Raw genomic sequence first — 26,127 nt, 5'->3', positions numbered from 1 at the left:
AAAACCTTCACTGAGTAGGCCGGGTAAGGCGTAGCCGCCGCCCGGCTAAAGGGCTACGGCTTGGTCGCAATCAACACCGCGCGCATCGGGGCCGGATAGCCTTCGATGGTTTTGCTGTGGTCGGCCGGGTCGAGGAACTGCTCCAGCGATTCGGTGATCATCCAGTCGGTGCGGCGCTGTTCCTCAATTGAGGTCACGCTGACATCGGCAATCCGCACATCCACAAACCCGCACTTCTCCAGCCAGTTCTTCAGCGCCAGCGCGGAAGGGATGAAGTAAACGTTGCGCATCTGCGCGTAGCGATCGCCCGGCACCAGAACGGCATGCTCATCACCTTCAATCACCAGCGTTTCCAGCACCAGCTCGCCGCCGCTGACCAGCTGATCCTTCAATTGCCACAGGTGTTCAAGCGGAGAACGACGGTGATACAGCACGCCCATGGAGAAGACGGTATCAAACGCTTTCAGGGCGGGGAGCTGTTCGATGCCCAGCGGCAGCAGGTGCGCGCGCTGGTCGTTGCCCAGCAGCTTGCGCACCGCTTCAAACTGGCACAGGAACAGCTGCATCGGGTCAATACCGACCGCCAGATGCGCGCCCGCGCCAATCATGCGCCACATGTGGTAACCGCTGCCGCAGCCCACGTCCAGAATGGTACGCCCGGTCAGGTCGGAAAGGTGGGGCAGAACGCGATCCCATTTCCAGTCCGAGCGCCATTCGGTATTGATGTTCACGCCGTAAAGTGAAAACGGCCCTTTGCGCCACGGCATCAGGTTACGCATCAGCGTTTCGATGCGGTTGATCTGCCCGGCCGGGAGCGGCTCTTCGCTCTCGGCGGTTACGCTGTGCAGAAGATCCAGACGGTACGGGGTCAGTTCGGGCAGAAACTCCACCGCGTTTGACCACTGCTTTAACAGGCCGTGCTGCTGATCGCGCTGCCAGGCGGCAATCTGCGCGGGCAAGGTTTCCAGCCAGTGGGAGAGCTGGTTTTTGGCAATCAGCTGATAGAAGTTACTGAATTCGATCATGCGGATTCTCCCGCTTTCAGCGCCACCAGAGAGCCAAAGTTAAAGCACTGGAACCACAGTTCGCTGTGCTCAAACCCGGCTTTGCTCAGACGCGCTTTGTGGGTTTCTACGGAATCCGTCAGCATCACGTTTTCGAGCATGCTGCGCTTCTGGCTGATCTCCAGCTCGCTGTAGCCGTTCGCCCGTTTGAAATCGTGGTGCATATTGAACAGCAGCTCGCCAACCTCGGCATCTTCGAAGCTGAATTTCTCCGAGAGCACCAGCGCGCCGCCGGGATTCAGCCCCTGATAAATTTTATCCAGCAGCAGCTGGCGGTCTTCAGGCACCAGGAACTGAAGGGTGAAATTCAGCACCACCATCGAGGCGTTATTGATCTCAATCTCGCGGATGTCACCTTCCACCACGTCTACCGGAACAGGGGCTTTGTACGCGTCGATATGGCGACGGCAGCGCTCAACCATGGCCGGGGAGTTATCGACGGCAATGATTCGGCAGCCTTCCTGGTGAATATTACGACGAACCGACAGCGTTGCCGCGCCGAGCGAGCAGCCCAGGTCATAGACCTGCGTGCCGGGTTGAACGAAGCGCTCAGCCAGCATGCCGATCATAGAGATAATATTGGAATAACCGGGAACAGAGCGCTGGATCATATCCGGGAAGACTTCGGCTACCCGTTCATCGAAGGTCCAGTCGCCCAGGCTGGCGATAGGCGCGGAAAAAAGCGTGTCGCGATCTGACATAACGTAAAAATCCGGGAAAAATAAAGTGGCGTATTGTGCGCTAATGGAGGGAGAAAACCAACTCCCACGGCATATACCACAGGTTAGCCAGCACCATCAGCAAAAGCGAACACCAGGTCGCACTCATGCCGGAACGACGCCAGCGGATTAAGCGGTGGTGAAAGCCGTAATAATGCATCAGGCGGCCAGCAATAAGAAGCAGGCCACAGATGTGCACCATCCAGGTTTCTGCGCCATTCATCTCCATAAACAGCAGCAGGATTAAGGCTGCGGGAATGTATTCGACCGCGTTGCCATGAATGCGGATAGCGCTTTGTAGTTCTGAAAATCCCCCGTCACCGTAAGAGACACGGTACAGCGTTCTGAGGCGCACAACATCAAATGAAAACTTAATCAGCAGTAATGCACCTAACACCGCATACAGCGCGCTGACCATACAAACTCCCTGTTTTTGGCAGATGGCACTTCACTATGATAGGGGGTGATATCAGAAAAGAGAAGATTGTTGTGGGATGGCAGGGGCGCTGCCCACGGACGGCACCGCGGCCTGCAAGGCCTGCCACAGAGCATCGACCAGTTCGGGCGCTTGGGCGATATCCGGCGTGTGCAAAAAGAGATACGGCGTAGTGGTATGTTCCCACTTCGGCAATGTTTGCAGCCAGACGGCGAACATCGCCTGATTTTGCTGCATGTTATCGCTGCCGATAAACCTGACCATGGGGTTATGTGCGGTCACGATGGCGTGGACCGGCACTTTCGGTTTTTTACGCTGCGCTTCAACGATGGCTTCGCTATGGGGGACAGCGCTGTGAACCGGGCGGCTATCGAGGATCACCCGGTTAACGGAACGCTCAAGCAGGCCGCGATTGAGCGCTTTTTCTGCTTCGCCCTTCGCAAAAAATTCAGGATGCCTGACTTCCACGCCGTAGGTGAATTCACGGGGCAGGGCATCAAGGAACTGCCAGAGCGCTGGCAAATCGCGCGGGCCAAACGTGGCGGGTAGCTGGATCCAGTACTGACCGATGCGGTTCGCCAGCGGCGACATGCGCGCGAAAAATTCTTCGGTCAAATCGCCGCAGTTACGCAGCGCGGCGTTGTGGGAAATGGTGGCCGGAAACTTGAAGCAGAAGCGGAAGTCGTCGGTCGTTTGTTCCCGCCAGCGCGCAACAATCTCGGCTTTGGGGAGCGCATACAGGGTGGTATTACCCTCGACACAGTTGAAGTGTCGGGCATACTCCTCAAGGCTGGTGATGCCAAGGCGCACCCATTTCGGGTGCGACCACTGGGGCAGGCCAACATACATCATAGCGCGCTGACAATCTCATCCGTGCTGCGCACGCGGCCGATGCGCGGGAAGATATGGGTCATGCTGCCCTGATGCTGTTCCGCGGAGGCTGCGCTGCAGGCATCTTCGGCGATCACCAGATTAAAGCCCAGCTCCCACGCGTTGCGGGCGGTAGACTCCACGCCGATATTGGTGGAAATGCCGCACAGAATGAGGGTGTCGATGCCGCGACGGCGGAGCTGCAGTTCGAGATCGGTACCGTAGAAGGCGCCCCACTGGCGTTTGGTCACTTCAATATCGCTGTCGCGTTTGCCGAGTGAGACCGGGTACGTCCACCAGTTATCCGGCAGTGCATGTGCCGCGGCCTGCGCGTCGACGGGCTGTTTTAAGGCTTCGGCAAAATCAGCGGACCAGCCGACGCGCACCAAGACAACAGGCGCACCGCTGGCACGACATGTTTCCGCCAGACGCGCGGCGCGGCTGACCACATCATCCGCGGTATGCGGGCCACCGGCGAAGGGCAGAATGCCTTCCTGTAAATCAATCACGACAAGTGCGGTTTTACTGGCATCAAGTGTTAACATCGTTACTCCCGTTAAATTAGTCACTTCCAGACACCATACGACGTGATGGCCTGTTCCTGGTCGGATAATTTTGTTAATTTTTGTGAGAATGCGCAATAAGAGTGCAGCAAACGACCGCCAGGCCGTGGTTCGCTCTTATCGTCCGGCGGAATTTCCAGTATAATAGCCGCCTTTTTTCATCCAGTTGTGACATACAGAAAGCTGCGACATAGTAGCCTGCATACCAGGCGACATTTAGCCTGCGGCTAATTAAGGGATATCTCATGCGTACAGAATATTGCGGGCAGCTGCGTCAGTCCCACGTCGGACAGCAGGTAACCCTATGTGGTTGGGTCAATCGTCGTCGTGATCTTGGTAGCCTTATCTTCATCGATATGCGCGACCGCGAAGGTATCGTTCAGGTGTTCTTCGACCCGGATCGCGCAGATGCGTTGAAGCTGGCCTCTGAGCTGCGTAATGAGTTCTGCATTCAGGTTACCGGCACCGTGCGTGCGCGTGACGAGAAAAACGTCAACGCCGACATGGCGACGGGCGCCATCGAAGTGCTGGCGTCCGATCTGGTGATTATCAACCGTGCAGAAGCGCTGCCGCTGGACTCCAACCACGTCAACACTGAAGAAGCGCGTCTGAAATACCGCTACCTGGATCTGCGTCGCCCGGAAATGGCTCAGCGCCTGAAAACCCGTGCGAAAATCACCAGCCTGGTGCGTCGCTTTATGGATGACCACGGTTTCCTCGACATCGAAACCCCGATGCTGACCAAAGCCACGCCGGAAGGCGCGCGCGATTACCTGGTCCCATCCCGCGTTCATAAAGGTAAATTCTACGCGCTGCCGCAGTCTCCACAGCTCTTCAAACAGCTGCTGATGATGTCCGGCTTCGATCGCTACTATCAGATCGTTAAATGCTTCCGCGACGAAGACCTGCGCGCTGACCGCCAGCCAGAATTTACCCAGATCGACGTGGAAACCTCCTTCATGACCGCCGAGCAGGTGCGTGAAGTGATGGAAGCCCTGGTGCGTAGCCTGTGGAACGACGTGAAAGGCGTTGAACTGGGCGATTTCCCCATCATGACCTTCGCTGAAGCCGAGCGTCGCTACGGCTCCGACAAACCAGACCTGCGCAACCCGATGGAGCTGGTGGACGTGGCAGACCTGGTGAAAGGCGTTGAGTTTGCCGTATTCTCTGGCCCGGCTAACGATCCTAAAGGCCGCGTAGCAGCGCTGCGTGTACCGGGTGGTGCAGCACTGAGCCGTAAGCAGATCGACGACTACGGCAACTTCATCAAGATCTACGGCGCGAAAGGTCTAGCCTATATTAAAGTGACCGAGCGTGCGAAAGGTCTGGAAGGTATCACCAGCCCGGTAGCGAAGTTCCTGAACGCAGACATCGTGGAAGCGATCCTTGAGCGCACCGGCGCGCAGGACGGCGACATGATCTTCTTCGGCGCAGACAACAAGAAAGTCGTGGCGGATGCGATGGGCGCGCTGCGTCTGAAGCTCGGCAAAGACCTGAGCCTGACCGACGAAAACAAATGGGCGCCGCTGTGGGTTATCGACTTCCCAATGTTTGAAGACGATGGTGAAGGCGGTCTTACCGCAATGCACCACCCGTTCACCTCGCCAAAAGACATGAGTGCGGCAGAGCTGAAAGCGGCGCCGGAAGACGCGGTTGCGAACGCTTATGACATGGTTATCAACGGCTACGAAGTGGGCGGCGGTTCCGTGCGTATTCACAGCGGCGAAATGCAGCAGACCGTGTTCGGCATTCTGGGCATCAACGAGCAGGAGCAGCGCGAGAAGTTCGGCTTCCTGCTGGACGCCCTGAAATACGGCACGCCTCCGCACGCGGGTCTGGCCTTCGGTCTTGACCGCCTGACCATGCTGCTGACCGGCACCGATAACATTCGTGATGTTATTGCCTTCCCGAAAACCACTGCCGCAGCGTGTCTGATGACCGAAGCGCCAAGCTTTGCCAACCCGGCCTCTCTGGCCGAACTGGGCATTGAAGTGGTGAAGAAGGAAGAGAAAAACTGATATGGCATATAAGCTTCCCGTTTCGGTCCTGGTGGTCATTTATGCAGAAGACACGAAGCGGGTGCTGATGTTGCAGCGGCGCGATGACCCTGATTTCTGGCAGTCGGTAACCGGCAGTCTGGAAGAGGGGGAGACCGCGTCGCAGGCCGCCGCGCGTGAAGTAAAGGAAGAGGTCACCATTGACGTTGCCCGCGAGCAACTGACCCTGAAGGACTGTCAGCGCACGGTGGAGTTTGAAATTTTTAGCCATTTACGTCATCGCTATGCGCCGGGTACCGAGCGCAATACGGAGTCGTGGTTCTGTCTCGCGCTCCCCCATGAACGGGAGATCGTGTTTACCGAACACCTGACCTACCGCTGGGTGAATGCGGCGGACGCCGCCGCACTGACCAAGTCGTGGAGCAACCGGCAGGCGATTGAAGAATTTGTAATTAACGCAGCCTGAGAAGGCGCGATTTTTGGAGAACTTTTTATGGCAGGTCATAGTAAGTGGGCCAACACCAAACACCGCAAAGCGGCACAGGATGCCAAGCGCGGTAAGATCTTTACCAAAATCATTCGCGAGCTGGTGACAGCAGCGCGTCTGGGCGGCGGCGATGCGGGTTCTAACCCGCGTCTGCGTGCAGCGATCGATAAAGCGCTGTCTAACAACATGACGCGCGACACCCTGAACCGTGCAATCGCACGTGGCGTGGGCGGTGATGAAGACGCGAACATGGAAACCATCATTTATGAAGGTTACGGCCCTGGCGGTACTGCGGTGATGGTTGAGTGTCTGTCTGACAACCGTAACCGTACTGTTGCGGAAGTGCGCCACGCGTTCACCAAAACCGGTGGCAACCTGGGCACTGACGGTTCCGTTGCTTACCTGTTCAGCAAAAAAGGCGTCATCTCCTTCGAGAAAGGCGATGAAGATGCAATTATGGAAGCGGCCCTGGAAGCCGGTGCTGAAGACGTTGTGACCTTCGATGATGGTGCTATCGACGTTTACACCGCGTGGGAAGAGATGGGTGCCGTGCGCGACGCGCTGGAAGCGGCTGGCCTGAAAGCGGACAACGCTGAAGTGTCCATGATCCCGTCCACCAAAGCGGACATGGATGCGGAAACGGCACCAAAACTGCTGCGTCTGATCGACATGCTCGAAGACTGCGACGACGTGCAGGAAGTGTACCACAACGGTGAAATCTCTGATGAGGTTGCAGCGACTCTCTAATGAGAGCGTATAAACCCGTTACAGGAGACGCGTGATGTCGATTATTCTCGGGATTGACCCAGGCTCACGCGTCACCGGTTATGGCGTTATCCGTCAGGTGGGACGCCAGTTAACCTACCTGGGCAGTGGCTGTATTCGCACTAAAGTAGAGGATCTGCCGTCGCGCCTGAAGCTCATCTATGCGGGCGTGTCGGAGATCATCACCCAGTTTCAGCCTGACTTTTTCGCCATTGAGCAGGTCTTTATGGCGAAAAACGCCGATTCGGCGCTAAAGCTTGGTCAGGCGCGCGGCGTTGCCATCGTCGCTGCCGTGAACCAGGATTTGCCGGTATTCGAGTACGCGGCACGTCAGGTCAAGCAGACGGTGGTGGGCATTGGTAGCGCGGAGAAAAGCCAGGTGCAGCACATGGTGCGTACTTTGCTGAAGCTTCCTGCGAACCCGCAGGCCGACGCCGCCGATGCGCTGGCGATTGCGATTACCCACTGTCACGTCAGCCAGAACGCGATGCAAATGAGCGACTCGCGGCTCAATCTGGCGCGAGGCAGGTTACGATAATGACAAATCAGGCTGGATAAACATCCAGCCTTTTTTTATTATGTCGGCAGTTAATTTCTCCCAGAACGCAGGAGCGTCACGTGATAGGCAGACTCAGAGGCATCATCATTGAAAAACAACCCCCGTTAGTGCTGCTGGAAGTGGGTGGCGTGGGCTATGAAGTCCATATGCCGATGACCTGCTTCTACGAGCTGCCGGACGCGGGCAAAGAGGCGATTGTCTTTACTCAGTTTGTGGTGCGTGAAGATGCCCAGCTGCTGTACGGCTTCAATAACAAGCAGGAACGGACCCTGTTCCGCGAGCTGATTAAAACCAACGGCGTCGGTCCGAAGCTGGCGCTGGCGATTTTATCCGGCATGTCAGCGGCACAGTTTGTGAATGCCGTTGAGCGCGAAGATCCTGCGGCGCTGATTAAGCTTCCGGGCATCGGCAAGAAAACCGCCGAGCGCCTGATTGTTGAGATGAAAGACCGCTTTAAAGGTCTGCATGGCGATCTGTTCACGCCGGCTGCCGATTTAGTGCTGACCTCTCCTGGCGGCCCTGCGACGGATGATGACGCCGAGCAGGAAGCGGTTGCCGCGCTGGTGGCGCTGGGCTATAAACCTCAGGAGGCCAGCCGTATGGTGAGTAAAATTGCCAAACCGGATGCCAGCAGTGAAACCCTGATTCGCGAAGCGCTGCGCGCTGCATTGTGAGGTAAAGGATGATTGAAGCAGACCGCCTGGTATCGGCAGGCACAATTCAGGCAGAGGACGTGGTGGATCGCGCGATCCGCCCTAAGCTGCTTGATGAGTATATCGGCCAGCCGCAGGTTCGTTCCCAGATGGAGATTTTCATCCAGGCGGCAAAACTGCGCGGCGATGCGCTCGATCACCTGCTGATTTTTGGCCCTCCGGGTTTGGGGAAAACCACGCTGGCGAATATCGTCGCCAATGAAATGGGCGTCAACCTACGCACCACCTCCGGCCCGGTGCTGGAGAAGGCGGGCGATCTCGCTGCGATGCTGACCAACCTCGAACCGCATGACGTGCTGTTTATCGATGAGATCCACCGCCTGTCACCGGTGGTGGAGGAAGTGCTCTACCCGGCGATGGAAGATTACCAGCTGGATATCATGATCGGTGAAGGCCCGGCCGCGCGCTCCATCAAAATCGATTTGCCGCCGTTTACCCTGATTGGCGCTACCACCCGCGCCGGGTCCCTGACCTCTCCGCTGCGCGACCGTTTCGGCATCGTGCAGCGTCTTGAGTTTTACCAGGTGGCGGACCTCCAGCACATCGTTGGCCGCAGCGCCCGCTATATGGGGCTGGAAATGAGCGAAGAGGGGGCGTTTGAAGTGGCGAAGCGTTCCCGCGGTACGCCGCGTATCGCCAACCGCCTGCTGCGCCGCGTGCGTGACTTTGCCGAAGTGAAGCACGATGGCTCGATTTCCGCCGAGATCGCCGCTCAGGCGCTGGATATGCTGAACGTCGATGCCGAAGGCTTTGACTATATGGACCGTAAACTGCTGCTGGCTGTGCTGGACAAGTTCTTTGGCGGCCCGGTCGGGCTGGATAACCTGGCGGCGGCAATTGGGGAAGAGCGCGAGACGATTGAAGATGTGCTGGAGCCGTATCTGATCCAGCAGGGCTTCCTGCAGCGCACCCCGCGTGGACGTATGGCGACGGTGCGGGCGTGGAATCATTTCGGCATTACGCCACCGGCAATGCCGTAAATCGTGCCGGATGACGGTTTCGGATGGTTTTGTAGCCCCGGTAAGCGAAGCGCCACCGGGGACATACCCGCTACTGTGCGGTCTTCTTCATCATACTGAAGATAAACAGCACCGCCGCACTCAGCACCACGGACGGCCCCGCAGGCGTATCGTAGAACGCCGAGAAGGTTAACCCACCCGTTACCGCAACCATCCCGACGATAACCGCTACACCCGCCATCTGCTCCGGCGTACGGGCAAAGCGACGCGCCGTGGCGGCAGGGATGATCAGCAGCGACGTAATAATCAGCGCGCCGACAAACTTCATCGCTACACCAATCGTTAACGCCGTCACCAGCATCAGCAGCAGTTTTACGCGCTGCAGCTTCACGCCGTCGACAAATGCCAGATCCGGACTGACGGTCATGGCCAGCAAATTCCGCCACTGCCAGAGCAGAATAGCGAGCACCACCACCACGCCAATGGCAATAGAAATAAGATCTTCCGGCGTCACGGCCAGAAGATCGCCGAACAGGTAGGCCATCAGATCAACGCGAATATTGGACATCAGGCTGACCACCACAAGGCCCAGAGACAGGGCACTGTGCGCCATAATGCCAAGCAGCGTATCAATTGCGAGGTGAGGGCGCTTTTCCAGCCAGACCAGACCGGCAGCCAGCAGCAGCGTAACCACAATCACCGCGTAAAAAGGATTCACATTCAGCAGCAGACCAAAGGCAACGCCCAGCAGAGACGCATGCGCCAGAGTATCGCCAAAATAGGACATTCTGCGCCAGACGACAAACGAGCCGAGCGGGCCCGCGGCGCAGGCAAGCATAATCCCGGCCAGCCAGCCGGGCAGTAACAGTTCAATCATGAGTGTCCATTTCCCCGACGCAGTACGATTCGTCCCTGTAAATCATGGCGATGATTATGATGATGACGGTAAATGCCCAGCTGTTCGGCGCCTCGAGGGCCGAACATGGAGATAAATTCCGGGTGCATTGACACCACTTCAGGCGTACCGGAGCAGCAGATATGATGGTTGAGACACAGCACTTCGTCGGTTTTTGCCATCACCAGATGGAGATCGTGAGACACCATCAGCACTGCGCAATCAAGCTCTCGACGTAGCTGGTCGATCAAATCATAAAGCGCAACCTGACCATTCACGTCCACGCCCTGAGTCGGCTCATCCAGTACCAGCAGCTGCGGGCTGCTCAGCAGCGCGCGGGCGAGTAACACTCGCTGCGTTTCACCGCCGGACAGTTTTTGCAGCGGCGCATCGACGAGATGGCCCGCCTGCACGCGTTTCAGTGCCGGGAGAATATCGGCTTTCCGTGTGCCGGGGCGCAGACGCAGAAAACGGCTGACCGTCAGCGGCAGCGTGGCGTCGAGGTGGAGTTTTTGCGGCACATAGCCAATTCGCAATTTTTCCTCGCGCTTGATCACGCCTTCATCGGGTGCGACCAGGCCCAGCACCACGCGCACCAGGGTGGATTTGCCTGCGCCATTGGGACCGAGCAGCGTCAGAATTTTACCGGGCTTCAGATCGAGCGACACGTCAGAGAGGACGCGGCGCTGGCCGAATGAGACCGAAATATTTTCAAGAGAAACCAATGTCGTCATGTCATTTTAAGCTTGAAGAAGTCAACGAATGTTATAATATCACATTCCACGCATTCACTACGATGATTAGTCGCATTATGTTACATAAAAATACGCTTCTTTTCGCAGCATTATCCGCTGCCCTTTGGGGTACAACCGCACAAGATGTTAACGCTGCGGTTGTCGCTTCGCTTAAACCACTCGGATTCATCGCGTCGGCCATTGCCGACGGGGTAACGGAAACTCAGGTTCTGCTCCCTGATGGTGCATCCGAACATGACTATTCCCTGCGCCCGTCAGATGTAAAACGCTTACAAAACGCGGACTTAGTCGTCTGGATTGGCCCGGAAATGGAAGCGTTCATGCAGAAGTCAGCAAAACAGGTTGCTGGCGAAAAGCAGGTCGCGATTGCCGAACTTCCCGGCGTGAAACCGTTGCTCATGAAAGGGGCGGATGACGACGGCGACGAACATGACCATCATGCTGCAGACGGTGAAAAAGGTGATGGAGATCACCATCACGGCGAGTACAACATGCATCTTTGGTTATCCCCAGAGATAGCGCGGCTTTCAGCGGTTGCAATCCATGACAAATTAGTGGAACTTATGCCGCAAAGTCGAGCCAAACTAGACGCCAACCTGAAGGATTTTGAGGCACAATTAGCCGCAACCGATAAGCAGGTAGGTAATGAGCTCGCACCGTTGAAAGGTAAAGGGTATTTCGTTTTTCATGACGCCTACGGCTATTACGAAAAACATTACGGTTTGACCCCACTGGGTCACTTCACCGTCAACCCTGAAATTCAGCCTGGTGCGCAGCGTTTACATGAAATCAGAACACAGTTGGTTGAGCAAAAAGCGACATGCGTTTTTGCTGAGCCACAGTTCAGGCCAGCGGTCGTAGAAGCCGTGGCCAGGGGAACATCCGTGCGCATGGGAACCCTTGACCCGCTAGGTACGAATATCCAGTTGAGCAAAGCGAGCTATTCGCAGTTCCTCAGCCAACTGGCGAACCAGTATGCGAGCTGCCTGAAAGGAGATTAACGAGGAAGTGAATACGTGCAACAGATAGCCCGCTCTGTCGCCCTGGCATTTAACAATCTGCCTCGACCCCACCGCGTTATGCTGGGGTCGCTTACAGTACTCACCTTAGCGGTCGCCGTCTGGCGGCCCTATGTTTACCACCCGAGTTCTGCCCCTATCATCAAAACCATTGAGCTTGAAAAGAGCGAAATCCGTTCTTTGCTGCCTGAAGCCAGTGAGCCTATCGACCAGGCGGCTCAGGAAGATGAAGCCATCCCGCAGGATGAACTGGACGATAAAACCGAAAACGAAGCGGGTATCCACGAATATGTTGTGTCTACCGGGGACACGCTGAGCAGCGTGCTGAACCAGTACGGCATCGACATGGGTAACATCAGCCAGCTGGCGGCGGCGGATAAAGATCTTCGTAACCTGAAAATCGGACAACAGCTCTCCTGGACATTAACGGCCGATGGCGATCTCCAGCGTCTGACCTGGGAAATGTCCCGCCGCGAAACCCGCACCTACGATCGCACTGCAAACGGTTTCAAAATGACCAGCGAAATGCAGAAGGGCGACTGGGTTAACAGCGTTCTGAAAGGCACGGTGGGCGCGAGCTTTGTCTCGAGCGCGCGAGATGCAGGCTTGACCAGCGCTGAAATCAGCTCGGTGATCAAAGCCATGCAGTGGCAGATGGATTTCCGCAAGCTGAAGAAGGGCGATGAGTTCTCCGTCCTGATGTCCCGCGAAATGCTGGACGGCAAGCGCGAGCAAAGCCAGCTGCTGGGCGTACGTCTGCGCTCCGAAGGCAAAGATTACTACGCGATTCGTGCCGAAGACGGTAAGTTCTATGACCGCAGCGGTACGGGCCTGGCGAAAGGTTTCCTGCGCTTCCCGACGGCAAAACAGTTCCGCGTCTCCTCTAACTTTAACCCGCGTCGTCTGAACCCGGTAACCGGGCGCGTCGCGCCGCACCGTGGCGTTGACTTTGCCATGCCGCAGGGCACGCCGGTACTGGCGGTAGGGGATGGTGAAGTTGTGGTGGCCAAGCGTAGCGGTGCCGCCGGATATTATGTCGCGGTACGTCATGGTCGCACTTATACGACCCGCTACATGCACCTGCGTAAGCTGCTGGTCAAACCGGGCCAGAAGGTGAAGCGTGGTGACCGTATCGCGATCTCCGGCAATACCGGACGCTCTACCGGCCCGCACCTGCACTATGAAGTGTGGATCAACCAGCAAGCAGTGAACCCGCTGACGGCGAAACTGCCGCGCACCGAAGGCCTGACAGGTAAAGATCGTACTGATTATCTGGCGCAGGTGAAAGAGGTGATGCCGCAGCTGAGCTTAGACTAAGCTCTCTGTTTTTGTTAAAAAAGCCGGCGCACACTGACGCCGGCTTTTTCTTTTGTGCGGGGACGGCTGCCTCGCTACACTATCTGAATAAAATTTTGCGTCATCAGACCCTGGATCCAGCATGGAAACCAAAAAAAACAATATTGAATACATTCCTGAGTTTGAAAAATCCTTCCGCCATCCGCGCAACTGGGGCGCCTGGCTTGGCGTTTACGCCTTTGCGGGGATGGCGATGCTGCCTGCTTCCGTCCGCGATCCTGTTCTGGGTAAAATTGGCCGTCTGGCCGGGCGTTTAGGCAAGAGCGCCCGCCGTCGCGCGCAGATCAACCTCTACTACTGTTTTCCTGAGAAAAGCGACGCCGAGCGCGAGGCAATCATTGATGAGATGTATACCACCGCGCCGCAGGCAATGGCGATGATGGCGGAGCTGGCGCTGAAAGGGCCGGATAAAATCGTCGAACGCGTTGACTGGAAAGGGCTGGATATCATCGAGGAGATGCGCCGCAACGACGAGAAAGTCATTTTCCTCGTCCCCCACGGCTGGGGCGTTGATATTCCGGCGATGCTCATGGCGTCTCAGGGGCAGAAAATGGCGGCGATGTTCCATAACCAGGGAAATAAAATCTACGATTTTGTCTGGAACACGGTGCGTCGTCGTTTTGGCGGACGTTTGCATGCGCGTAACGATGGCATTAAGCCCTTCATTCAGTCGGTTCGTCAGGGGTACTGGGGCTACTATCTGCCGGATCAGGACCACGGCCCCGAGCACAGCGAGTTTGTCGATTTCTTTGCGACCTATAAAGCGACGCTGCCCGCGATCGGCCGCCTGATGAAAGTCTGTCGTGCCCGCGTGATCCCGCTATTCCCGGTCTATGACGGCAAAACGCATCGACTGAGTATTGAGGTTCGTCCGCCGATGGACGATCTGCTCACCGCGGACGACCACACCATCGCGCGTCGAATGAACGAAGAGGTGGAGATACTGGTGGGGCCGCATGCCGAACAGTACACGTGGATACTGAAGCTGCTTAAAACGCGGAAACCAGGTGAAACAGAGCCCTATAAACGCAAAGAGCTTTATCCGAGGAAATAAAAAAAGCCCTCTCCATCTGGAGAGGGCTTTTTAACACAGACGTTATTACTCGACGGTCATAACGCGCGTGGTGTTGGTTGAGCCGATGGTGCTCATCACGTCGCCCTGGGTCACAATGACGATATCACCGGACACCAGATAGCCTTTGTCGCGCAGCAGGTTTACGGCATCGTGTGCCGCAGCTACGCCGTCATTGGTGCTGTCGAAGTGAACCGGCGTCACGCCGCGGTACAGCGCCGTCAGGTTCAGGGTACGTTCGTGACGGGACATGGCGAAGATCGGCAGACCAGAGCTGATACGAGAGGTCATCAGCGCGGTGCGGCCAGATTCGGTCATGGTGATGATCGCGGTAACGCCTTTCAGATGGTTTGCCGCGTACATCGCAGACATCGCAATCGCTTCTTCCACGTTATCGAACTGCACGTCCAGACGGTGTTTAGAGACGTTGATGCTTGGGATCTTTTCAGCGCCCAGGCAGACGCGCGCCATCGCGGCCACGGTTTCTGCCGGATACTGGCCCGCAGCGGTTTCCGCAGAGAGCATCACCGCATCGGTACCGTCCAGCACGGCGTTAGCCACGTCCATGACTTCTGCACGGGTTGGCATTGGGTTGGTGATCATGGATTCCATCATCTGAGTGGCGGTGATCACCGCGCGGTTCAGCTGACGTGCGCGACGAATCAGCGCTTTCTGAATACCGACCAGCTCAGGATCGCCGATTTCCACGCCCAGGTCACCGCGCGCCACCATTACCACGTCGGACGCGAGGATCACATCGTCCATGGCATCCTGATCGCAAACGGCTTCCGCGCGTTCAACTTTAGCGACGATTTTGGCATCGCAGCCTGCATCACGCGCCAGGCGACGCGCATAGTTCAGGTCTTCGCCGCAGCGCGGGAAGGAGACGGCCAGGTAGTCAACGCCGATCTGCGCGGCAGTTACGATGTCCGCTTTGTCTTTATCGGTAAGCGCTTCTGCAGAGAGGCCGCCACCCAGTTTGTTGATGCCTTTATTGTTGGAGAGCGGGCCGCCGACGGTGACTTCGGTGAACACTTTCATGCCCTGAACTTCCAGCACCTTCAGCTGTACGCGACCGTCGTCGAGCAGGAGGATATCGCCTGGCACCACGTCAGCCGGCAGGCCTTTATAGTCGATACCGACTTTCTCTTTATCGCCTTCGCCTTTGCCCAGGTTGGCATCAAGCAGGAATTTGTCGCCGATGTTGAGGAAAACTTTACCCTCTTTAAAGGTCGATACACGGATTTTTGGACCCTGCAAATCGCCGAGGATAGCCACGTGGCGGCCCAGTTTTGCTGCGATTTCACGCACTTTATCGGCACGTAATTTATGGTCTTCTGGCGTACCGTGAGAGAAGTTCATACGCACCACGTTGGCACCAGCGGCGATAATTTTCTCAAGATTATTATCGCGATCGGTGGCCGGGCCTAAGGTGGTTACGATCTTGGTTCTGCGAAGCCTTCTGGACATGTAATACTCCGTTGACTGAAACAACTTTGGTGTTGCGTGAACATTGAATCGGTCTTCATCTGCTGCAAGGCAGCGGAGAGTGGACCGAATGCCGTAAATCGTTACATCGTAATTATTGGTTACGTCTTCGTTATCAACTATCAGGGAACATCGCTCTTTATAAGCAATTCTTTATCAAAACGCGATTCCTTCAGCGCTTCCTTGACCCGCTTCAAGTTATCCCTGAATTTTGCCCCCCGACGTAAGGTAAAACCGGTCGCCAGCACGTCAATCACGGTGAGCTGCGCCAGTCGGGAAACCATCGGCATATAAATGTCGGTGTCTTCCGGCACGTCGAGAGTAATTGCCAGCGTCGCTTCACGCGCCAGCGGCGTACCCGCCGTGGTAAGGGCAATCACCATGGCATCGTTTTCACGGGCCAGCTGCGCCAGCTCGACCTGACTCTTGGTGCGGCCGGTATGCGAAATCAGCACCACGACGTCATCTTCACTGCAATTCATACAGCTCATGCGTTGCAGCACAATGTCATCGGAGTAAATAACCGGGACGTTAAAGCGGAAAAATTTGTTCATGGCGTCATGCGCCACGGCCGCCGAGGATCCGAGGCCAAAGAACGCAATCCGCTTGGCCTGGGTGAGTAAATCCACCGCGCGATTCACGGAACTCATGTCCAGAGACTGGCGGACGTGGTCAAGCGAAGCCATAGCCGATTCAAAAATTTTCGCGGTATAGGCATCAACGCTGTCGTCTTCATCCACATTACGATTAACATAAGGGGTGCCGTTAGCCAGACTTTGTGCCAGATGCAGTTTAAAATCAGGAAAGCCGCGCGTTTCCAGGCTGCGGCAAAAGCGATTGACCGTCGGTTCGCTAACACCCGCTTCCTGTGCCAGAGCGGCGATGCTCGAATGAATCGCCTGAGCGGGGGAGGCGAGAATGACCTCGGCCACTTTTCGCTCGGATTTGCTAAGGTGTTCCAGTTGAAACTGGATTTTTTCCAGCATGTTCATGTTAACAGGATGCTCATGGGTGTAAACGATTTCATAAATTGATGAAATCGTGATTCGATTTAGCCGATATTACCCTCGTGGCTTCCATAAAGGGTAATAATCGACAAGATAATGTTGTTGTTTTTTTTCATTACTTGATCGGTGTCGGGTTTTGCCGTGGCCCTGTTGCGCAAAGAAACGACGGTTGTTGCGTCATTGCGCCGTCGTAATCCTCCAAAGGGGGAAAAATCGCGGTATCGCACGCGACGATAAGCGCTAATGGTTTCGGGAATGACGTAAAAGCAGTACAGTGCATCGTAATAAAATTACAACGATACCTGGCAGAAGTACCAGGTGATCCAACTGAGGAGAATGACATGGCGGTAACGCAAACAGCCCAGGCATGTGACCTGGTCATTTTCGGCGCGAAAGGCGACCTTGCACGCCGAAAATTGCTGCCTTCCCTGTATCAACTGGAGAAAGCGGGCCAAATTCATCCGGATACCCGTATCCTGGGTGTAGGGCGCGCCGACTGGGACAAGGACGCTTATACCAAGGTCGTCCGCGAGGCGCTCGAAACTTTCATGAAGGAAAAAATTGATGAAAGTTTGTGGGATACCCTGAGCGGACGTCTCGATTTCTGCAACCTGGACGTCAATGACGTCAGCGCGTTTACCCGCTTAGGCGCGATGCTGGATCAGAAAAATCGTGTCACCATTAACTATTTCGCCATGCCGCCAAGCACCTTCGGCGCCATCTGCAAAGGTCTGGGCGAAGCCAAACTGAACGCCAAACCGGCGCGCGTCGTGATGGAGAAGCCGCTGGGTACGTCGCTGGCAACCTCGCGTGAAATCAACGACCAGGTGGGCGAGTTCTTTGAAGAGTGCCAGGTCTACCGTATCGACCACTATCTCGGTAAAGAGACGGTACTGAACCTGCTGGCGCTGCGTTTCGCTAACTCCCTGTTTGTGAATAACTGGGACAACCGCACCATCGACCACGTGGAAATCACCGTGGCGGAAGAGGTGGGGATTGAAGGCCGCTGGGGATACTTTGACCAGGCCGGCCAGATGCGCGACATGATCCAGAACCATCTGCTGCAGATTCTGTGCATGATTGCCATGTCTCCACCGTCTGACCTGACGGCTGACAGCATCCGTGACGCAAAAGTGAAAGTGCTGAAGTCACTGCGCCGCATTGACCGCTCCAACGTGCGTGAGAAGACCGTTCGCGGCCAGTACACCGCCGGGTTTGCGCAAGGCAAAAAAGTGCCTGGTTACCTGGAAGAAGAGGGCGCGAACAAGTCCAGCAACACCGAGACGTTCGTGGCGATCCGCGTGGATATCGACGACTGGCGTTGGGCGGGGGTTCCGTTCTACCTGCGCACCGGTAAGCGTCTGCCGGCCAAGTGCTCCGAAGTGGTTGTTTACTTCAAAAACCCGGAACTGAACCTGTTCAAAGAGTCCTGGCAGGAACTGCCGCAGAACAAACTGACCATTCGTCTGCAGCCGGACGAGGGCGTGGATATCCAGATCCTGAACAAAGTGCCGGGCCTGGATCATAAACACAACCTGCAGACCACCAAGCTGGATCTGAGCTACTCCGAAACCTTTAACCAGACGCACCTGGCCGATGCTTACGAGCGTCTGCTGCTGGAAACCATGCGCGGTATCCAGGCGCTGTTCGTGCGCCGCGACGAAGTGGAAGAGGCGTGGAAATGGGTCGACTCCATCACCGAAGCCTGGGCTGCCGATCAGGATGCGCCAAAACCGTATCAGGCGGGCACCTGGGGACCTGTCGCGTCGGTTGCGATGATCACCCGCGATGGCCGCTCCTGGAACGAGTTTGAGTAAGATAATCCTCTAGCTCGAAAGTGTTATTTTACCGGTAACATGATCTAACACAGCTAGTGGCACAATTTTCAACTTTTAAGCTCCGCGTGGATTCACCCGCGGAGCTTTTTTTATTACACTGCCGGAAGTGATTTTGCCCCTGAGCTCCGGACAGCAAGCGTTTCAGCGTTGTTAACAACTGCCAGCGACTTTGTAAACTCCCGAGCCCGGACAGATAAATTAGAGGAGCTTTTATGAATCCGACTTTGTTACGCGTAACACAGCGCATTATCGAGCGCTCGAAAGAGACCCGCTCGGCCTACCTCGCCCGGATTGAACAGGCAAAGCGCAACACCGTCCACCGATCTCAGCTGGCCTGCGGGAACCTGGCGCACGGCTTCGCCGCCTGCCAGCCAGATGATAAAGCGTCGCTGAAAAGCATGTTGCGTAACAATATCGCCATCATTACCTCCTATAACGATATGCTTTCCGCGCACCAGCCGTATGAGGTCTATCCCACTATCATCCGTAACGCGCTGCACAGCGTGAATGCCGTGGGCCAGGTGGCGGGCGGCGTCCCTGCCATGTGCGACGGCGTGACGCAGGGGCAGGACGGTATGGAGCTGTCTCTGCTGAGCCGCGAAGTGATTGCCATGTCCGCGGCGGTTGGCCTGTCACACAACATGTTTGATGGCGCGCTGTATCTCGGCGTGTGCGACAAGATTGTCCCGGGCCTGGTGATGGCTGCGCTGTCGTTTGGTCATCTGCCTGCGATCTTCGTGCCGTCCGGTCCGATGGCAAGCGGCCTGCCGAACAAAGAAAAAGTCCGTATTCGCCAGCTCTATGCGGAAGGGAAAGCAGACCGCCAGGCGTTGCTGGAGGCGGAAGCCGCGTCTTACCATGCGCCGGGGACCTGTACGTTCTACGGCACGGCCAACACTAACCAGATGGTGGTGGAATTTATGGGGATGCAGCTTCCGGGCTCGTCCTTTATCCAGCCGGATGCGCCGCTGCGCAAGGCGCTGACCGAGGCCGCAGCCCGTCAGGTTACGCGTCTGACCGGCAACGGCAACGAATGGATGCCGATGGGCAAAATGGTCGACGAAAAGGTCATCGTCAACGGGATTGTCGCGCTGCTGGCAACCGGAGGGTCAACCAACCACACCATGCATCTGGTCGCCATGGCGCGTGCGGCGGGCATTCTGATTAACTGGGATGACTTCTCCGAGATATCTTCCGTGGTGCCGCTGATGGCACGCCTCTACCCGAACGGGCCGGCGGATATTAACCACTTCCAGGCCGCAGGCGGCGTACCGCTGCTGATGCGCGAGCTGCTGAAAGGCGGACTGCTGCATGAAGACGTGAATACCGTGGCAGGCTTTGGCCTTAAGCGCTACACCCAGGAGCCGTGGCTGAACAACGGCGAGCTGGACTGGCGTGATGGGGCGAGCGTCTCACTTGATGCGCAGGTGATTGCCACCATCGACAAACCGTTCTCTCCTCACGGCGGCACCAAAGTGCTGAGCGGCAATCTCGGTCGTGCGGTAATGAAGACCTCTGCCGTTCCGGAAGAGAACCAGATTATCGAAGCGCCGGCGGTGGTGTTTGAAAGCCAGCACGACGTGTTACCCGCCTTTGACGCCGGTCTGCTCGATAAAGACTGCGTGGTGGTGGTGCGTCACCAGGGGCCTAAAGCTAACGGGATGCCAGAATTACATAAACTTATGCCACCACTTGGTGTATTATTGGACCGCCGTTTCAAAATTGCGTTAGTCACCGATGGACGCCTCTCTGGGGCATCCGGTAAAGTGCCTTCAGCCATCCACGTGACGCCGGAAGCCTACGACGGCGGGCTGCTGGCGAAAGTGCGCGACGGTGACATGATCCGCGTGAACGGTCAGACTGGCGAGTTAACCCTGCTGGTCGATGACGCCGAGCTGGCGGCACGTCAACCCCATATTCCTGACCTGAGCGCATCGCGCGTGGGGACCGGACGCGAAATGTTCAGCGCGCTGCGTGAGAAACTCTCCGGTGCGGAGCAGGGCGCAACCTGTATTACGTTTTAAGACGACTTGATTTTAACGATCTGGCGAGAGAAGACTCTGATGAAAAACTGGAAAACAAGTGCAGAAGCAATCCTGACCACTGGCCCTGTCGTGCCGGTTATCGTGGTAAACAAGCTGGAGCACGCTGTACCGATGGCGAAAGCGCTGGTTGCGGGCGGCGTTCGCGTTCTGGAAGTGACCCTGCGCACCGCCTGCGCGATGGACGCTATTCGCGCTATCGCCAAAGAAGTGCCGGACGCCATCATCGGTGCGGGTACCGTTCTCAACGCGCAGCAGCTGGCAGAAGTGACCGAAGCGGGCGCGCAGTTCGCCATCAGCCCGGGCCTGACCGAGCCGCTGCTGAAAGCCGCCACCGAAGGTACCATTCCGCTGATCCCGGGCATCAGCACCGTCTCTGAACTGATGCTGGGCATGGACTACGGTCTGAAAGAGTTCAAATTCTTCCCGGCTGAAGCGAACGGCGGCACCAAAGCGCTGCAGGCGATTGCCGGTCCATTCTCTCAGGTACGCTTCTGCCCGACGGGCGGTATCTCTCCTGCCAACTACCGTGACTACCTGGCGCTGAAAAGCGTGCTGTGCATCGGTGGTTCATGGCTGGTTCCGGCGGATGCGCTGGAAGCGGGCGACTGGGATCGCATCACCAAACTGGCTCGCGAAGCGGTTGAAGGCGCGAAGCAGTAAGCCATTCGTCATATGAAAAACGGGCCTTACGGCCCGTTTTTTTATCCTGCAACCTTGACGCTCGCAGCGGCCGCTTTCGCTCTCGCCACGGCGTCGTCAACGTTATCCCCGGTGGCTAACGCCACGCCAAGACGGCGGGTTCCGTCGATCTCCGGCTTGCCGAACAAACGTACCTGCAATCCTGCACCCACCGCCCCGTCGACGTTATCAAACGTGACGTTCTGGCTGGTTAACTGCGGCAGGATCACCGCCGAGGCGGCCGGGCCATACTGACGAACACCGCCGACGGGCAGGCCGAGGAACGCGCGCACGTGCAGGGCGAACTCGGAGAGATCCTGCGAAATCAGCGTGACCATGCCGGTATCATGCGGGCGAGGGGAAACTTCGCTGAAAATCACCTCATCACCGCACACAAACAGCTCCACGCCGAACAGGCCAAAGCCGCCCAGCGCCAGGACGGTTTTACGGGCGATCTCCTGAGCACGCTCCAGCGCCAGGGCGCTCATCTGCTGCGGCTGCCAGGATTCGCGGTAATCGCCATCCTCCTGACGGTGGCCAATCGGGTCGCAGAAATGGACGCCGTCAGCGGCGCTGACGGTCAGCAGGGTGATTTCGAAATCAAACTTCACGACGCCTTCGACGATGACGCGACCGGCTCCGGCACGGCCACCCTGCTGGGCATAATCCCACGCGTTATCCAGGGTGCTGCTGTCGCGAATAAAGCTCTGTCCTTTTCCGGAGGAGCTCATCACCGGCTTAACGATGCACGGGTAGCCAATCTCCTCAACGGCCTTCAGGAATGCGGCCTTATCGCCAGCAAAACGGTAGCTCGAGGTGGGCAATCCCAGCTCTTCCGCCGCCAGGCGACGAATGCCTTCGCGGTTCATGGTCAGCTTTGCGGCTTTTGCGCAGGGCACCACGCGCTGGCCTTCCTGCTCGAGAGCGATCAGCGTATCGGTGGCAATGGCTTCAATTTCAGGCACAACGAAATCCGGTTTCTCGCGCGTAATCAGCTCGCGAAGGGCATCGCCATCCAGCATGTTAATCACATAAGAACGATGGGCGACGTGCATGGCGGGTGCGTCGGCGTAACGGTCTACGGCAATGACTTCCACACCTAAACGTTGGCACTCAATGGCGACCTCTTTCCCAAGCTCGCCCGATCCCAACAGCATCACTCGCGTCGCCGCAGGTCGCAGCGCAGTTCCTAAACGAATCATAACAATCCCCCTAAAAAAGTTGCGCGCAGTATAAACGAAAACGTTTGCGTCTGTCTTGTACATGGCTAAACGAGGAGGCAGAAATTTGCGCTTCTTTAGCCCGACCAGACATTTCCTGACGCCTGCTCGCTTACGCTGTGGAACATGTTCACCGTTAAGTGAGGGAAACCATGTCTGGCTGGTTAAATCAACTGCAATCCCTGTTAGGGCAGAAAACATCGTCTGGCGAGCGGGACCTTAGCAAACTGCTGGTACCCGGGGCGCTCGGCGGGCTGGCAGGCCTGCTGGTCGCGAATAAATCCTCACGCAAGCTGCTGGCAAAGTATGGCACAGGCGCGCTGCTGGCCGGCGGCGGCGCCATCGCGGGCACCGTGCTGTGGAATAAATACAAGGACAGGGTACGGACCGCGCACAGCGATGAACCGCATTATGGCGAGCACACCTCGCCGTTGGATCTGCGGACCGAACGGCTCATTCTCGCGCTGGTTTTTGCCGCGAAAAGTGACGGGCATATTGACGATAAAGAACGATCGGCGATCGAGCAGCAGCTGCGCGAAGCCGGTGTCGAAGAGAAGGGAAGATCGCTGGTGGCGCAGGCGATTGAACAGCCGCTCGAGCCGCAGCGTCTTGCGCAAAGTGTGAAGAATGAGGAAGAGGCGCTGGAGCTCTATTTCCTTAGCTGTGCCGCCATCGATATCGATCACTTTATGGAGCGGAGCTACCTTAACGCCCTGGGCGATGCGTTAAAGATCCCTCAGGACGTGCGCGAGGGCATTGAGCGGGATATCCGGGAACAAAAACAGGCGTTACAGGGATAGCCGTCGCCGTCGCGACGCGGTTTCGCTTGCATCATGCGTGGGTTTTGCCAACCTTATAGGGTGTAAAACTTAAAAGAATGATGACATGCCACCGAAAGCCCGACGTACTCCTTATGCGATCACCACGCATGGCGATACGCGTATAGACAACTATTACTGGCTGCGGGACGATTCGCGCTCCCGGCCAGAGGTACTCGACTACCTGCACGCGGAAAACGACTATGGCCGCAAGGTCATGTCCAGCCAGCAGACGCTTCAGGACCAGCTGCTGAATGAAATGGTGCAGCGTATTCCTCAGCGCGATATCTCCGCGCCCTGGACCAAAAACGGCTATCGCTATCGCCATATTTACGAGCCCGGCAATGAGTATCCCATCTACCAGCGTCAGTCGGTGTTAAGCGCCGAATGGGATGAGTGGGATATTCTGCTGGATGCCAACCAACGCGCGGCCCACAGCGAGTTTTATACCCTGGGCGGCATGTCCATTTCGCCTGACAACGCGGTAATGGCGCTGGCGGAGGATTATCTCTCCCGTCGCCAGTACGGCCTGCGGTTTCGCAATCTGGACACCGGCAACTGGTATCCGGAAATGCTGGAAAACGTCTCCCCGGATTTTGTCTGGGCGAATGATTCCGAGACGGTTTACTACGTCAAAAAGCACGCGTCGACGCTGCTGCCTTATCAGGTGTGGCGACATACGGTGGGAACGGACTCCGCTGACGACGAGCTGGTCTATGAAGAGAAAGACGAAACGTTTTATGTCAGCCTGCATAAAACCTCCTCACGCCACTATGTGATTATCTACCTCGCCAGCGCGACGACCTCGGAAGTTCTGCTGCTGGATGCCGAACTGCCCGATGCCCAGCCGCTCTGTTTCCTGCCGCGCCGCAAGGATCACGAGTACAGTCTGGATCACTTCCAGCACAGCTTTTACTTGCGCTCCAATCGCGAGGGCAAAAACTTTGGTCTCTATAAAACCAAAGTGCGCGATGAGCGCAAGTGGGAGGTGCTTATCCCCGCGCGGGATCAGGTGATGCTCGAAGGGTTCACCCTCTTTACCGACTGGCTGGTGGTGGAAGAGCGTCAGCGCGGGCTGACCAGCATCCGGCAAATCAACCGTAACACTCGGGAAGTGGTGGGGATTGCGTTCGACGACCCTGCCTACGTGACGTGGATTGGTTTCAACCCTGAACCCGAATCGTCGCGGTTGCGCTACGGCTACTCGTCCATGACCACACCGGACACCCTGTTTGAGCTGGATATGGATACCGGGCAGCGCCAGGTGATTAAACAGACCGAGGTCAAAGGGTTTGAGGCAGAAAACTACCGCAGCGAGCACCTGTGGGTCACCGCGCGTGATGGCGTCGAGGTGCCGGTCTCTCTCGTTTACCATCGGGCGCATTTCCAGAAAGGCAAAAATCCGATCCTGGTGTACGGCTACGGCTCCTATGGCTCAAGCATGGACGCCGATTTCAGCAGCAGCCGGTTAAGCCTGCTCGATCGCGGTTTTGTTTTCGCCATCGCCCATATTCGCGGCGGCGGTGAGCTGGGACAGCACTGGTATGAAGACGGGAAATTCCTGAAAAAGAAAAACACCTTCAATGACTATCTCGACGTCTGCGATGCGCTGATTGAGCAGGGCTACGGGGATCCGCAGCTTTGCTTTGGAATGGGCGGCAGCGCGGGGGGAATGCTGATGGGGGCGGCGATCAACCAGCGTCCCGACCGCTTTAAGGGGATTGTCGCGCAGGTTCCGTTTGTCGATGTGGTTACGACCATGCTCGATGAATCCATTCCGCTTACCACCGGAGAGTTTGAGGAGTGGGGGAATCCGCAGGATGAGATGTACTACCGCTATATGAAAGCGTACAGCCCGTACGATAACGTGGAGGCGAAAGCCTACCCGCATATGCTGGTCACTACCGGTTTGCATGATTCTCAGGTGCAATACTGGGAGCCGGCAAAATGGGTGGCAAAGCTGCGGGAGCTGAAAACCGATGACAACCTGCTGCTGCTGTGTACCGACATGGATTCCGGACACGGAGGTAAATCGGGACGGTTTAAATCGTATGAAGGGGTTGCCCTGGAATATGCCTTCCTGATAGGCCTGGCGCAGGACACGCTGCCAGGCCGTGCGGAGCGTTAGGCGTCGCCCAGATAATGTTTCAGCGTTAAGCGCAGCTCCGGGCTCATTCTGTCGAGGTTGTTATACAGCCAGCGCAAATAGCCCGGGTCTTTATCCGCCACCTCGGACACCGGCTTCCCGCGATATTTCCCAAAGGTAAACGTGGTCAGCAGCGCGGGGCGTCCGGTGATGGTCGCCATATCATCCGGCGTCCAGCCAGAGATATTCATAATATCAATCAGCAGCGCGGCGGTGATATAGCAGTCATACAGGGCGCGGTGATGGTGAAGTCCCTCAGGGGTACGGACGCTGAGCTTACGGGATTTATACAGCGCCATATTGCTGTATTTGATCCCCGGCCAGAGGCGACGCGCCAGCTTCATGGTACAAATCCATTCGCCCGGCATTTCAGGTAACACCCGGCGGTCAAAGCTGGCGTTATGCGCGACGTACCATGGGCTACCGTAATAGTGGGGAATGACCTCTTCTATCCACGGCTTATCCGCCACCATCGATTCGGTAATGCGATGGATAGCCATCGCCTGAGGGCTGATGGGGCGATCGGGACGCACCAGATGGCTCATTGGGTTGACGATTTTACCGTCAATCACGTCGACAGAGGCCACTTCTACAATTCCGCCCTGAAGATCGCAAGTTTCGGTATCGATGACGCGCAGCATTGAAAACTCCTGAGCTT

At 56.7% G+C, this 26,127-nt stretch carries 25 protein-coding genes; 14 read left to right on the top strand and 11 right to left on the bottom strand.

Annotated features, from left to right (window positions below; all coding sequences use genetic code 11):
• Positions 1 to 53: 53 nt before the first annotated feature.
• Genes cmoB through AB8846_RS14865 form a run of 5 tightly spaced genes read right to left on the bottom strand, consistent with a single transcriptional unit; the run spans position 54 to position 3,634 of the window.
• On the bottom strand, positions 54 to 1,025 hold the full coding sequence (cmoB, locus tag AB8846_RS14885; protein ID WP_023336115.1) for a tRNA 5-methoxyuridine(34)/uridine 5-oxyacetic acid(34) synthase CmoB: 972 nt from the start codon (positions 1,023 to 1,025) through the stop codon (positions 54 to 56).
• On the bottom strand, positions 1,022 to 1,765 hold the full coding sequence (cmoA, locus tag AB8846_RS14880) for a carboxy-S-adenosyl-L-methionine synthase CmoA (RefSeq protein ID WP_032647795.1): 744 nt from the start codon (positions 1,763 to 1,765) through the stop codon (positions 1,022 to 1,024). The genes cmoB and cmoA overlap by 4 nt, the downstream gene beginning before the upstream one ends.
• 40 nt (positions 1,766 to 1,805) lie before the next feature.
• The gene (locus AB8846_RS14875) at positions 1,806 to 2,201 is read right to left on the bottom strand and encodes an MAPEG family protein (protein ID WP_021240443.1); all 396 of its coding nucleotides are present in this window, start codon (positions 2,199 to 2,201) and stop codon (positions 1,806 to 1,808) included.
• A 51-nt stretch (positions 2,202 to 2,252) separates the two neighbouring features.
• Positions 2,253 to 3,071: a DUF72 domain-containing protein gene (locus tag AB8846_RS14870; RefSeq protein ID WP_331412031.1), complete on the bottom strand. Its 819-nt coding sequence runs from the start codon at positions 3,069 to 3,071 to the stop codon at positions 2,253 to 2,255.
• On the bottom strand, positions 3,068 to 3,634 hold the full coding sequence (locus AB8846_RS14865; protein ID WP_370733036.1) for a hydrolase: 567 nt from the start codon (positions 3,632 to 3,634) through the stop codon (positions 3,068 to 3,070). Before AB8846_RS14865 ends, AB8846_RS14870 begins: the two co-directional genes overlap by 4 nt.
• Before the next feature lie 263 nt (positions 3,635 to 3,897).
• Here AB8846_RS14865 and aspS point away from each other — a divergent pair, with 263 nt between their 5' ends.
• From aspS to ruvB, 6 genes are all read left to right on the top strand, one after another.
• On the top strand, positions 3,898 to 5,670 hold the full coding sequence (gene aspS, locus AB8846_RS14860) for an aspartate--tRNA ligase (protein ID WP_063143703.1): 1,773 nt from the start codon (positions 3,898 to 3,900) through the stop codon (positions 5,668 to 5,670).
• A 1-nt stretch (position 5,671) separates the two neighbouring features.
• Entirely contained in the window at positions 5,672 to 6,115 is a 444-nt protein-coding gene (gene nudB / locus AB8846_RS14855) for a dihydroneopterin triphosphate diphosphatase (protein ID WP_033145850.1), read from the top strand.
• A 27-nt stretch (positions 6,116 to 6,142) separates the two neighbouring features.
• Positions 6,143 to 6,883, top strand: coding sequence for a YebC/PmpR family DNA-binding transcriptional regulator (locus AB8846_RS14850; RefSeq protein WP_010432574.1), 741 nt, complete (start codon positions 6,143 to 6,145; stop codon positions 6,881 to 6,883).
• A 34-nt stretch (positions 6,884 to 6,917) separates the two neighbouring features.
• On the top strand, positions 6,918 to 7,439 hold the full coding sequence (ruvC, locus tag AB8846_RS14845) for a crossover junction endodeoxyribonuclease RuvC (protein WP_063143704.1): 522 nt from the start codon (positions 6,918 to 6,920) through the stop codon (positions 7,437 to 7,439).
• Between the two features lie 80 nt (positions 7,440 to 7,519).
• Positions 7,520 to 8,134 carry a Holliday junction branch migration protein RuvA gene (gene ruvA / locus AB8846_RS14840; protein WP_063143705.1) on the top strand — a complete coding sequence of 205 codons (615 nt, stop codon included), beginning with the start codon at positions 7,520 to 7,522 and terminating at the stop codon, positions 8,132 to 8,134.
• 8 nt (positions 8,135 to 8,142) lie between these two features.
• Positions 8,143 to 9,153 carry a Holliday junction branch migration DNA helicase RuvB gene (gene ruvB, locus AB8846_RS14835; protein WP_023336108.1) on the top strand — a complete coding sequence of 337 codons (1,011 nt, stop codon included), beginning with the start codon at positions 8,143 to 8,145 and terminating at the stop codon, positions 9,151 to 9,153.
• A 70-nt stretch (positions 9,154 to 9,223) separates the two neighbouring features.
• Here ruvB and znuB read toward each other — a convergent pair whose 3' ends face one another.
• A complete protein-coding gene (gene znuB / locus AB8846_RS14830; RefSeq protein WP_370733035.1) occupies positions 9,224 to 10,009 on the bottom strand; it encodes a zinc ABC transporter permease subunit ZnuB in 786 nt (261 codons plus the stop codon).
• Positions 10,006 to 10,761, bottom strand: a complete 756-nt coding sequence (znuC, locus tag AB8846_RS14825; protein ID WP_023312233.1) for a zinc ABC transporter ATP-binding protein ZnuC — start codon at positions 10,759 to 10,761, stop codon at positions 10,006 to 10,008. The genes znuB and znuC overlap by 4 nt, the downstream gene beginning before the upstream one ends.
• A 77-nt stretch (positions 10,762 to 10,838) precedes the next feature.
• Between znuC and znuA the strand changes: the two genes are divergently transcribed.
• The 3 genes from znuA (at position 10,839) to lpxM (ending at position 14,211) form a co-directional block, all read left to right on the top strand.
• Positions 10,839 to 11,783 (top strand): zinc ABC transporter substrate-binding protein ZnuA, encoded by a 945-nt coding sequence (znuA, locus tag AB8846_RS14820; RefSeq protein ID WP_063143730.1) that lies wholly within the window; start codon positions 10,839 to 10,841, stop codon positions 11,781 to 11,783.
• Between the two features lie 15 nt (positions 11,784 to 11,798).
• Entirely contained in the window at positions 11,799 to 13,118 is a 1,320-nt protein-coding gene (gene mepM / locus AB8846_RS14815; protein WP_063143707.1) for a murein DD-endopeptidase MepM, read from the top strand.
• 121 nt (positions 13,119 to 13,239) lie between these two features.
• Positions 13,240 to 14,211, top strand: coding sequence for a lauroyl-Kdo(2)-lipid IV(A) myristoyltransferase (gene lpxM / locus AB8846_RS14810; protein ID WP_047741701.1), 972 nt, complete (start codon positions 13,240 to 13,242; stop codon positions 14,209 to 14,211).
• 45 nt (positions 14,212 to 14,256) lie between these two features.
• Here lpxM and pyk read toward each other — a convergent pair whose 3' ends face one another.
• Together pyk and AB8846_RS14800 are read right to left on the bottom strand one after the other, a co-directional pair.
• On the bottom strand, positions 14,257 to 15,699 hold the full coding sequence (pyk, locus tag AB8846_RS14805; protein ID WP_063143708.1) for a pyruvate kinase: 1,443 nt from the start codon (positions 15,697 to 15,699) through the stop codon (positions 14,257 to 14,259).
• 140 nt (positions 15,700 to 15,839) lie between these two features.
• The gene (locus tag AB8846_RS14800) at positions 15,840 to 16,709 is read right to left on the bottom strand and encodes a MurR/RpiR family transcriptional regulator (protein WP_023312229.1); all 870 of its coding nucleotides are present in this window, start codon (positions 16,707 to 16,709) and stop codon (positions 15,840 to 15,842) included.
• Positions 16,710 to 17,065: 356 nt separating this feature from the next.
• Between AB8846_RS14800 and zwf the strand changes: the two genes are divergently transcribed.
• The 3 genes from zwf (at position 17,066) to kdgA (ending at position 21,267) form a co-directional block, all read left to right on the top strand.
• On the top strand, positions 17,066 to 18,541 hold the full coding sequence (gene zwf / locus AB8846_RS14795) for a glucose-6-phosphate dehydrogenase (protein WP_023312228.1): 1,476 nt from the start codon (positions 17,066 to 17,068) through the stop codon (positions 18,539 to 18,541).
• A 233-nt stretch (positions 18,542 to 18,774) separates the two neighbouring features.
• Positions 18,775 to 20,586 carry a phosphogluconate dehydratase gene (gene edd, locus AB8846_RS14790; protein ID WP_370733034.1) on the top strand — a complete coding sequence of 604 codons (1,812 nt, stop codon included), beginning with the start codon at positions 18,775 to 18,777 and terminating at the stop codon, positions 20,584 to 20,586.
• 39 nt (positions 20,587 to 20,625) lie between these two features.
• Positions 20,626 to 21,267 (top strand): bifunctional 4-hydroxy-2-oxoglutarate aldolase/2-dehydro-3-deoxy-phosphogluconate aldolase, encoded by a 642-nt coding sequence (kdgA, locus tag AB8846_RS14785; RefSeq protein WP_014884307.1) that lies wholly within the window; start codon positions 20,626 to 20,628, stop codon positions 21,265 to 21,267.
• Between the two features lie 41 nt (positions 21,268 to 21,308).
• Here kdgA and purT read toward each other — a convergent pair whose 3' ends face one another.
• A complete protein-coding gene (purT, locus tag AB8846_RS14780) occupies positions 21,309 to 22,487 on the bottom strand; it encodes a formate-dependent phosphoribosylglycinamide formyltransferase (protein ID WP_370733033.1) in 1,179 nt (392 codons plus the stop codon).
• A 170-nt stretch (positions 22,488 to 22,657) separates the two neighbouring features.
• Here purT and AB8846_RS14775 point away from each other — a divergent pair, with 170 nt between their 5' ends.
• Together AB8846_RS14775 and ptrB are read left to right on the top strand one after the other, a co-directional pair.
• A complete protein-coding gene (locus AB8846_RS14775; RefSeq protein ID WP_370733032.1) occupies positions 22,658 to 23,305 on the top strand; it encodes a tellurite resistance TerB family protein in 648 nt (215 codons plus the stop codon).
• A gap of 85 nt (positions 23,306 to 23,390) precedes the next feature.
• Positions 23,391 to 25,451, top strand: coding sequence for an oligopeptidase B (gene ptrB, locus AB8846_RS14770; RefSeq protein WP_370733031.1), 2,061 nt, complete (start codon positions 23,391 to 23,393; stop codon positions 25,449 to 25,451).
• Here the strand turns inward: ptrB and exoX are convergent.
• Positions 25,448 to 26,110 carry an exodeoxyribonuclease X gene (gene exoX / locus AB8846_RS14765; RefSeq protein ID WP_370733030.1) on the bottom strand — a complete coding sequence of 221 codons (663 nt, stop codon included), beginning with the start codon at positions 26,108 to 26,110 and terminating at the stop codon, positions 25,448 to 25,450. The genes ptrB and exoX overlap by 4 nt on opposite strands.
• Between the last annotated feature and the right edge of the window lie 17 nt (positions 26,111 to 26,127).

The organism is Enterobacter sp. KB-221C9 (assembly GCF_041320715.1).
Lineage (GTDB): Bacteria > Pseudomonadota > Gammaproteobacteria > Enterobacterales > Enterobacteriaceae > Enterobacter > Enterobacter asburiae_D.
Note: the sequence above shows the minus strand (reverse complement) of the source record. Positions and strands in the feature narration are given on the sequence as shown.

Bases quoted from the DNA above. Each gene is read 5' to 3' on its own strand.
- cmoB (WP_023336115.1), bottom strand. From the start codon at position 1,025: ATGATCGAATTCAGTAACTTCTATCAGCTGATTGCCAAAAACCAGCTC.
- cmoA (WP_032647795.1), bottom strand. From the start codon at position 1,765: ATGTCAGATCGCGACACGCTTTTTTCCGCGCCTATCGCCAGCCTGGGC.
- AB8846_RS14875 (WP_021240443.1), bottom strand. From the start codon at position 2,201: ATGGTCAGCGCGCTGTATGCGGTGTTAGGTGCATTACTGCTGATTAAG.
- AB8846_RS14870 (WP_331412031.1), bottom strand. From the start codon at position 3,071: ATGATGTATGTTGGCCTGCCCCAGTGGTCGCACCCGAAATGGGTGCGC.
- AB8846_RS14865 (WP_370733036.1), bottom strand. From the start codon at position 3,634: ATGTTAACACTTGATGCCAGTAAAACCGCACTTGTCGTGATTGATTTA.
- aspS (WP_063143703.1), top strand. From the start codon at position 3,898: ATGCGTACAGAATATTGCGGGCAGCTGCGTCAGTCCCACGTCGGACAG.
- nudB (WP_033145850.1), top strand. From the start codon at position 5,672: ATGGCATATAAGCTTCCCGTTTCGGTCCTGGTGGTCATTTATGCAGAA.
- AB8846_RS14850 (WP_010432574.1), top strand. From the start codon at position 6,143: ATGGCAGGTCATAGTAAGTGGGCCAACACCAAACACCGCAAAGCGGCA.
- ruvC (WP_063143704.1), top strand. From the start codon at position 6,918: ATGTCGATTATTCTCGGGATTGACCCAGGCTCACGCGTCACCGGTTAT.
- ruvB (WP_023336108.1), top strand. From the start codon at position 8,143: ATGATTGAAGCAGACCGCCTGGTATCGGCAGGCACAATTCAGGCAGAG.
- znuB (WP_370733035.1), bottom strand. From the start codon at position 10,009: ATGATTGAACTGTTACTGCCCGGCTGGCTGGCCGGGATTATGCTTGCC.
- znuC (WP_023312233.1), bottom strand. From the start codon at position 10,761: ATGACGACATTGGTTTCTCTTGAAAATATTTCGGTCTCATTCGGCCAG.
- znuA (WP_063143730.1), top strand. From the start codon at position 10,839: ATGTTACATAAAAATACGCTTCTTTTCGCAGCATTATCCGCTGCCCTT.
- lpxM (WP_047741701.1), top strand. From the start codon at position 13,240: ATGGAAACCAAAAAAAACAATATTGAATACATTCCTGAGTTTGAAAAA.
- pyk (WP_063143708.1), bottom strand. From the start codon at position 15,699: ATGTCCAGAAGGCTTCGCAGAACCAAGATCGTAACCACCTTAGGCCCG.
- AB8846_RS14800 (WP_023312229.1), bottom strand. From the start codon at position 16,709: ATGAACATGCTGGAAAAAATCCAGTTTCAACTGGAACACCTTAGCAAA.
- zwf (WP_023312228.1), top strand. From the start codon at position 17,066: ATGGCGGTAACGCAAACAGCCCAGGCATGTGACCTGGTCATTTTCGGC.
- edd (WP_370733034.1), top strand. From the start codon at position 18,775: ATGAATCCGACTTTGTTACGCGTAACACAGCGCATTATCGAGCGCTCG.
- kdgA (WP_014884307.1), top strand. From the start codon at position 20,626: ATGAAAAACTGGAAAACAAGTGCAGAAGCAATCCTGACCACTGGCCCT.
- purT (WP_370733033.1), bottom strand. From the start codon at position 22,487: ATGATTCGTTTAGGAACTGCGCTGCGACCTGCGGCGACGCGAGTGATG.
- AB8846_RS14775 (WP_370733032.1), top strand. From the start codon at position 22,658: ATGTCTGGCTGGTTAAATCAACTGCAATCCCTGTTAGGGCAGAAAACA.
- ptrB (WP_370733031.1), top strand. From the start codon at position 23,391: ATGCCACCGAAAGCCCGACGTACTCCTTATGCGATCACCACGCATGGC.
- exoX (WP_370733030.1), bottom strand. From the start codon at position 26,110: ATGCTGCGCGTCATCGATACCGAAACTTGCGATCTTCAGGGCGGAATT.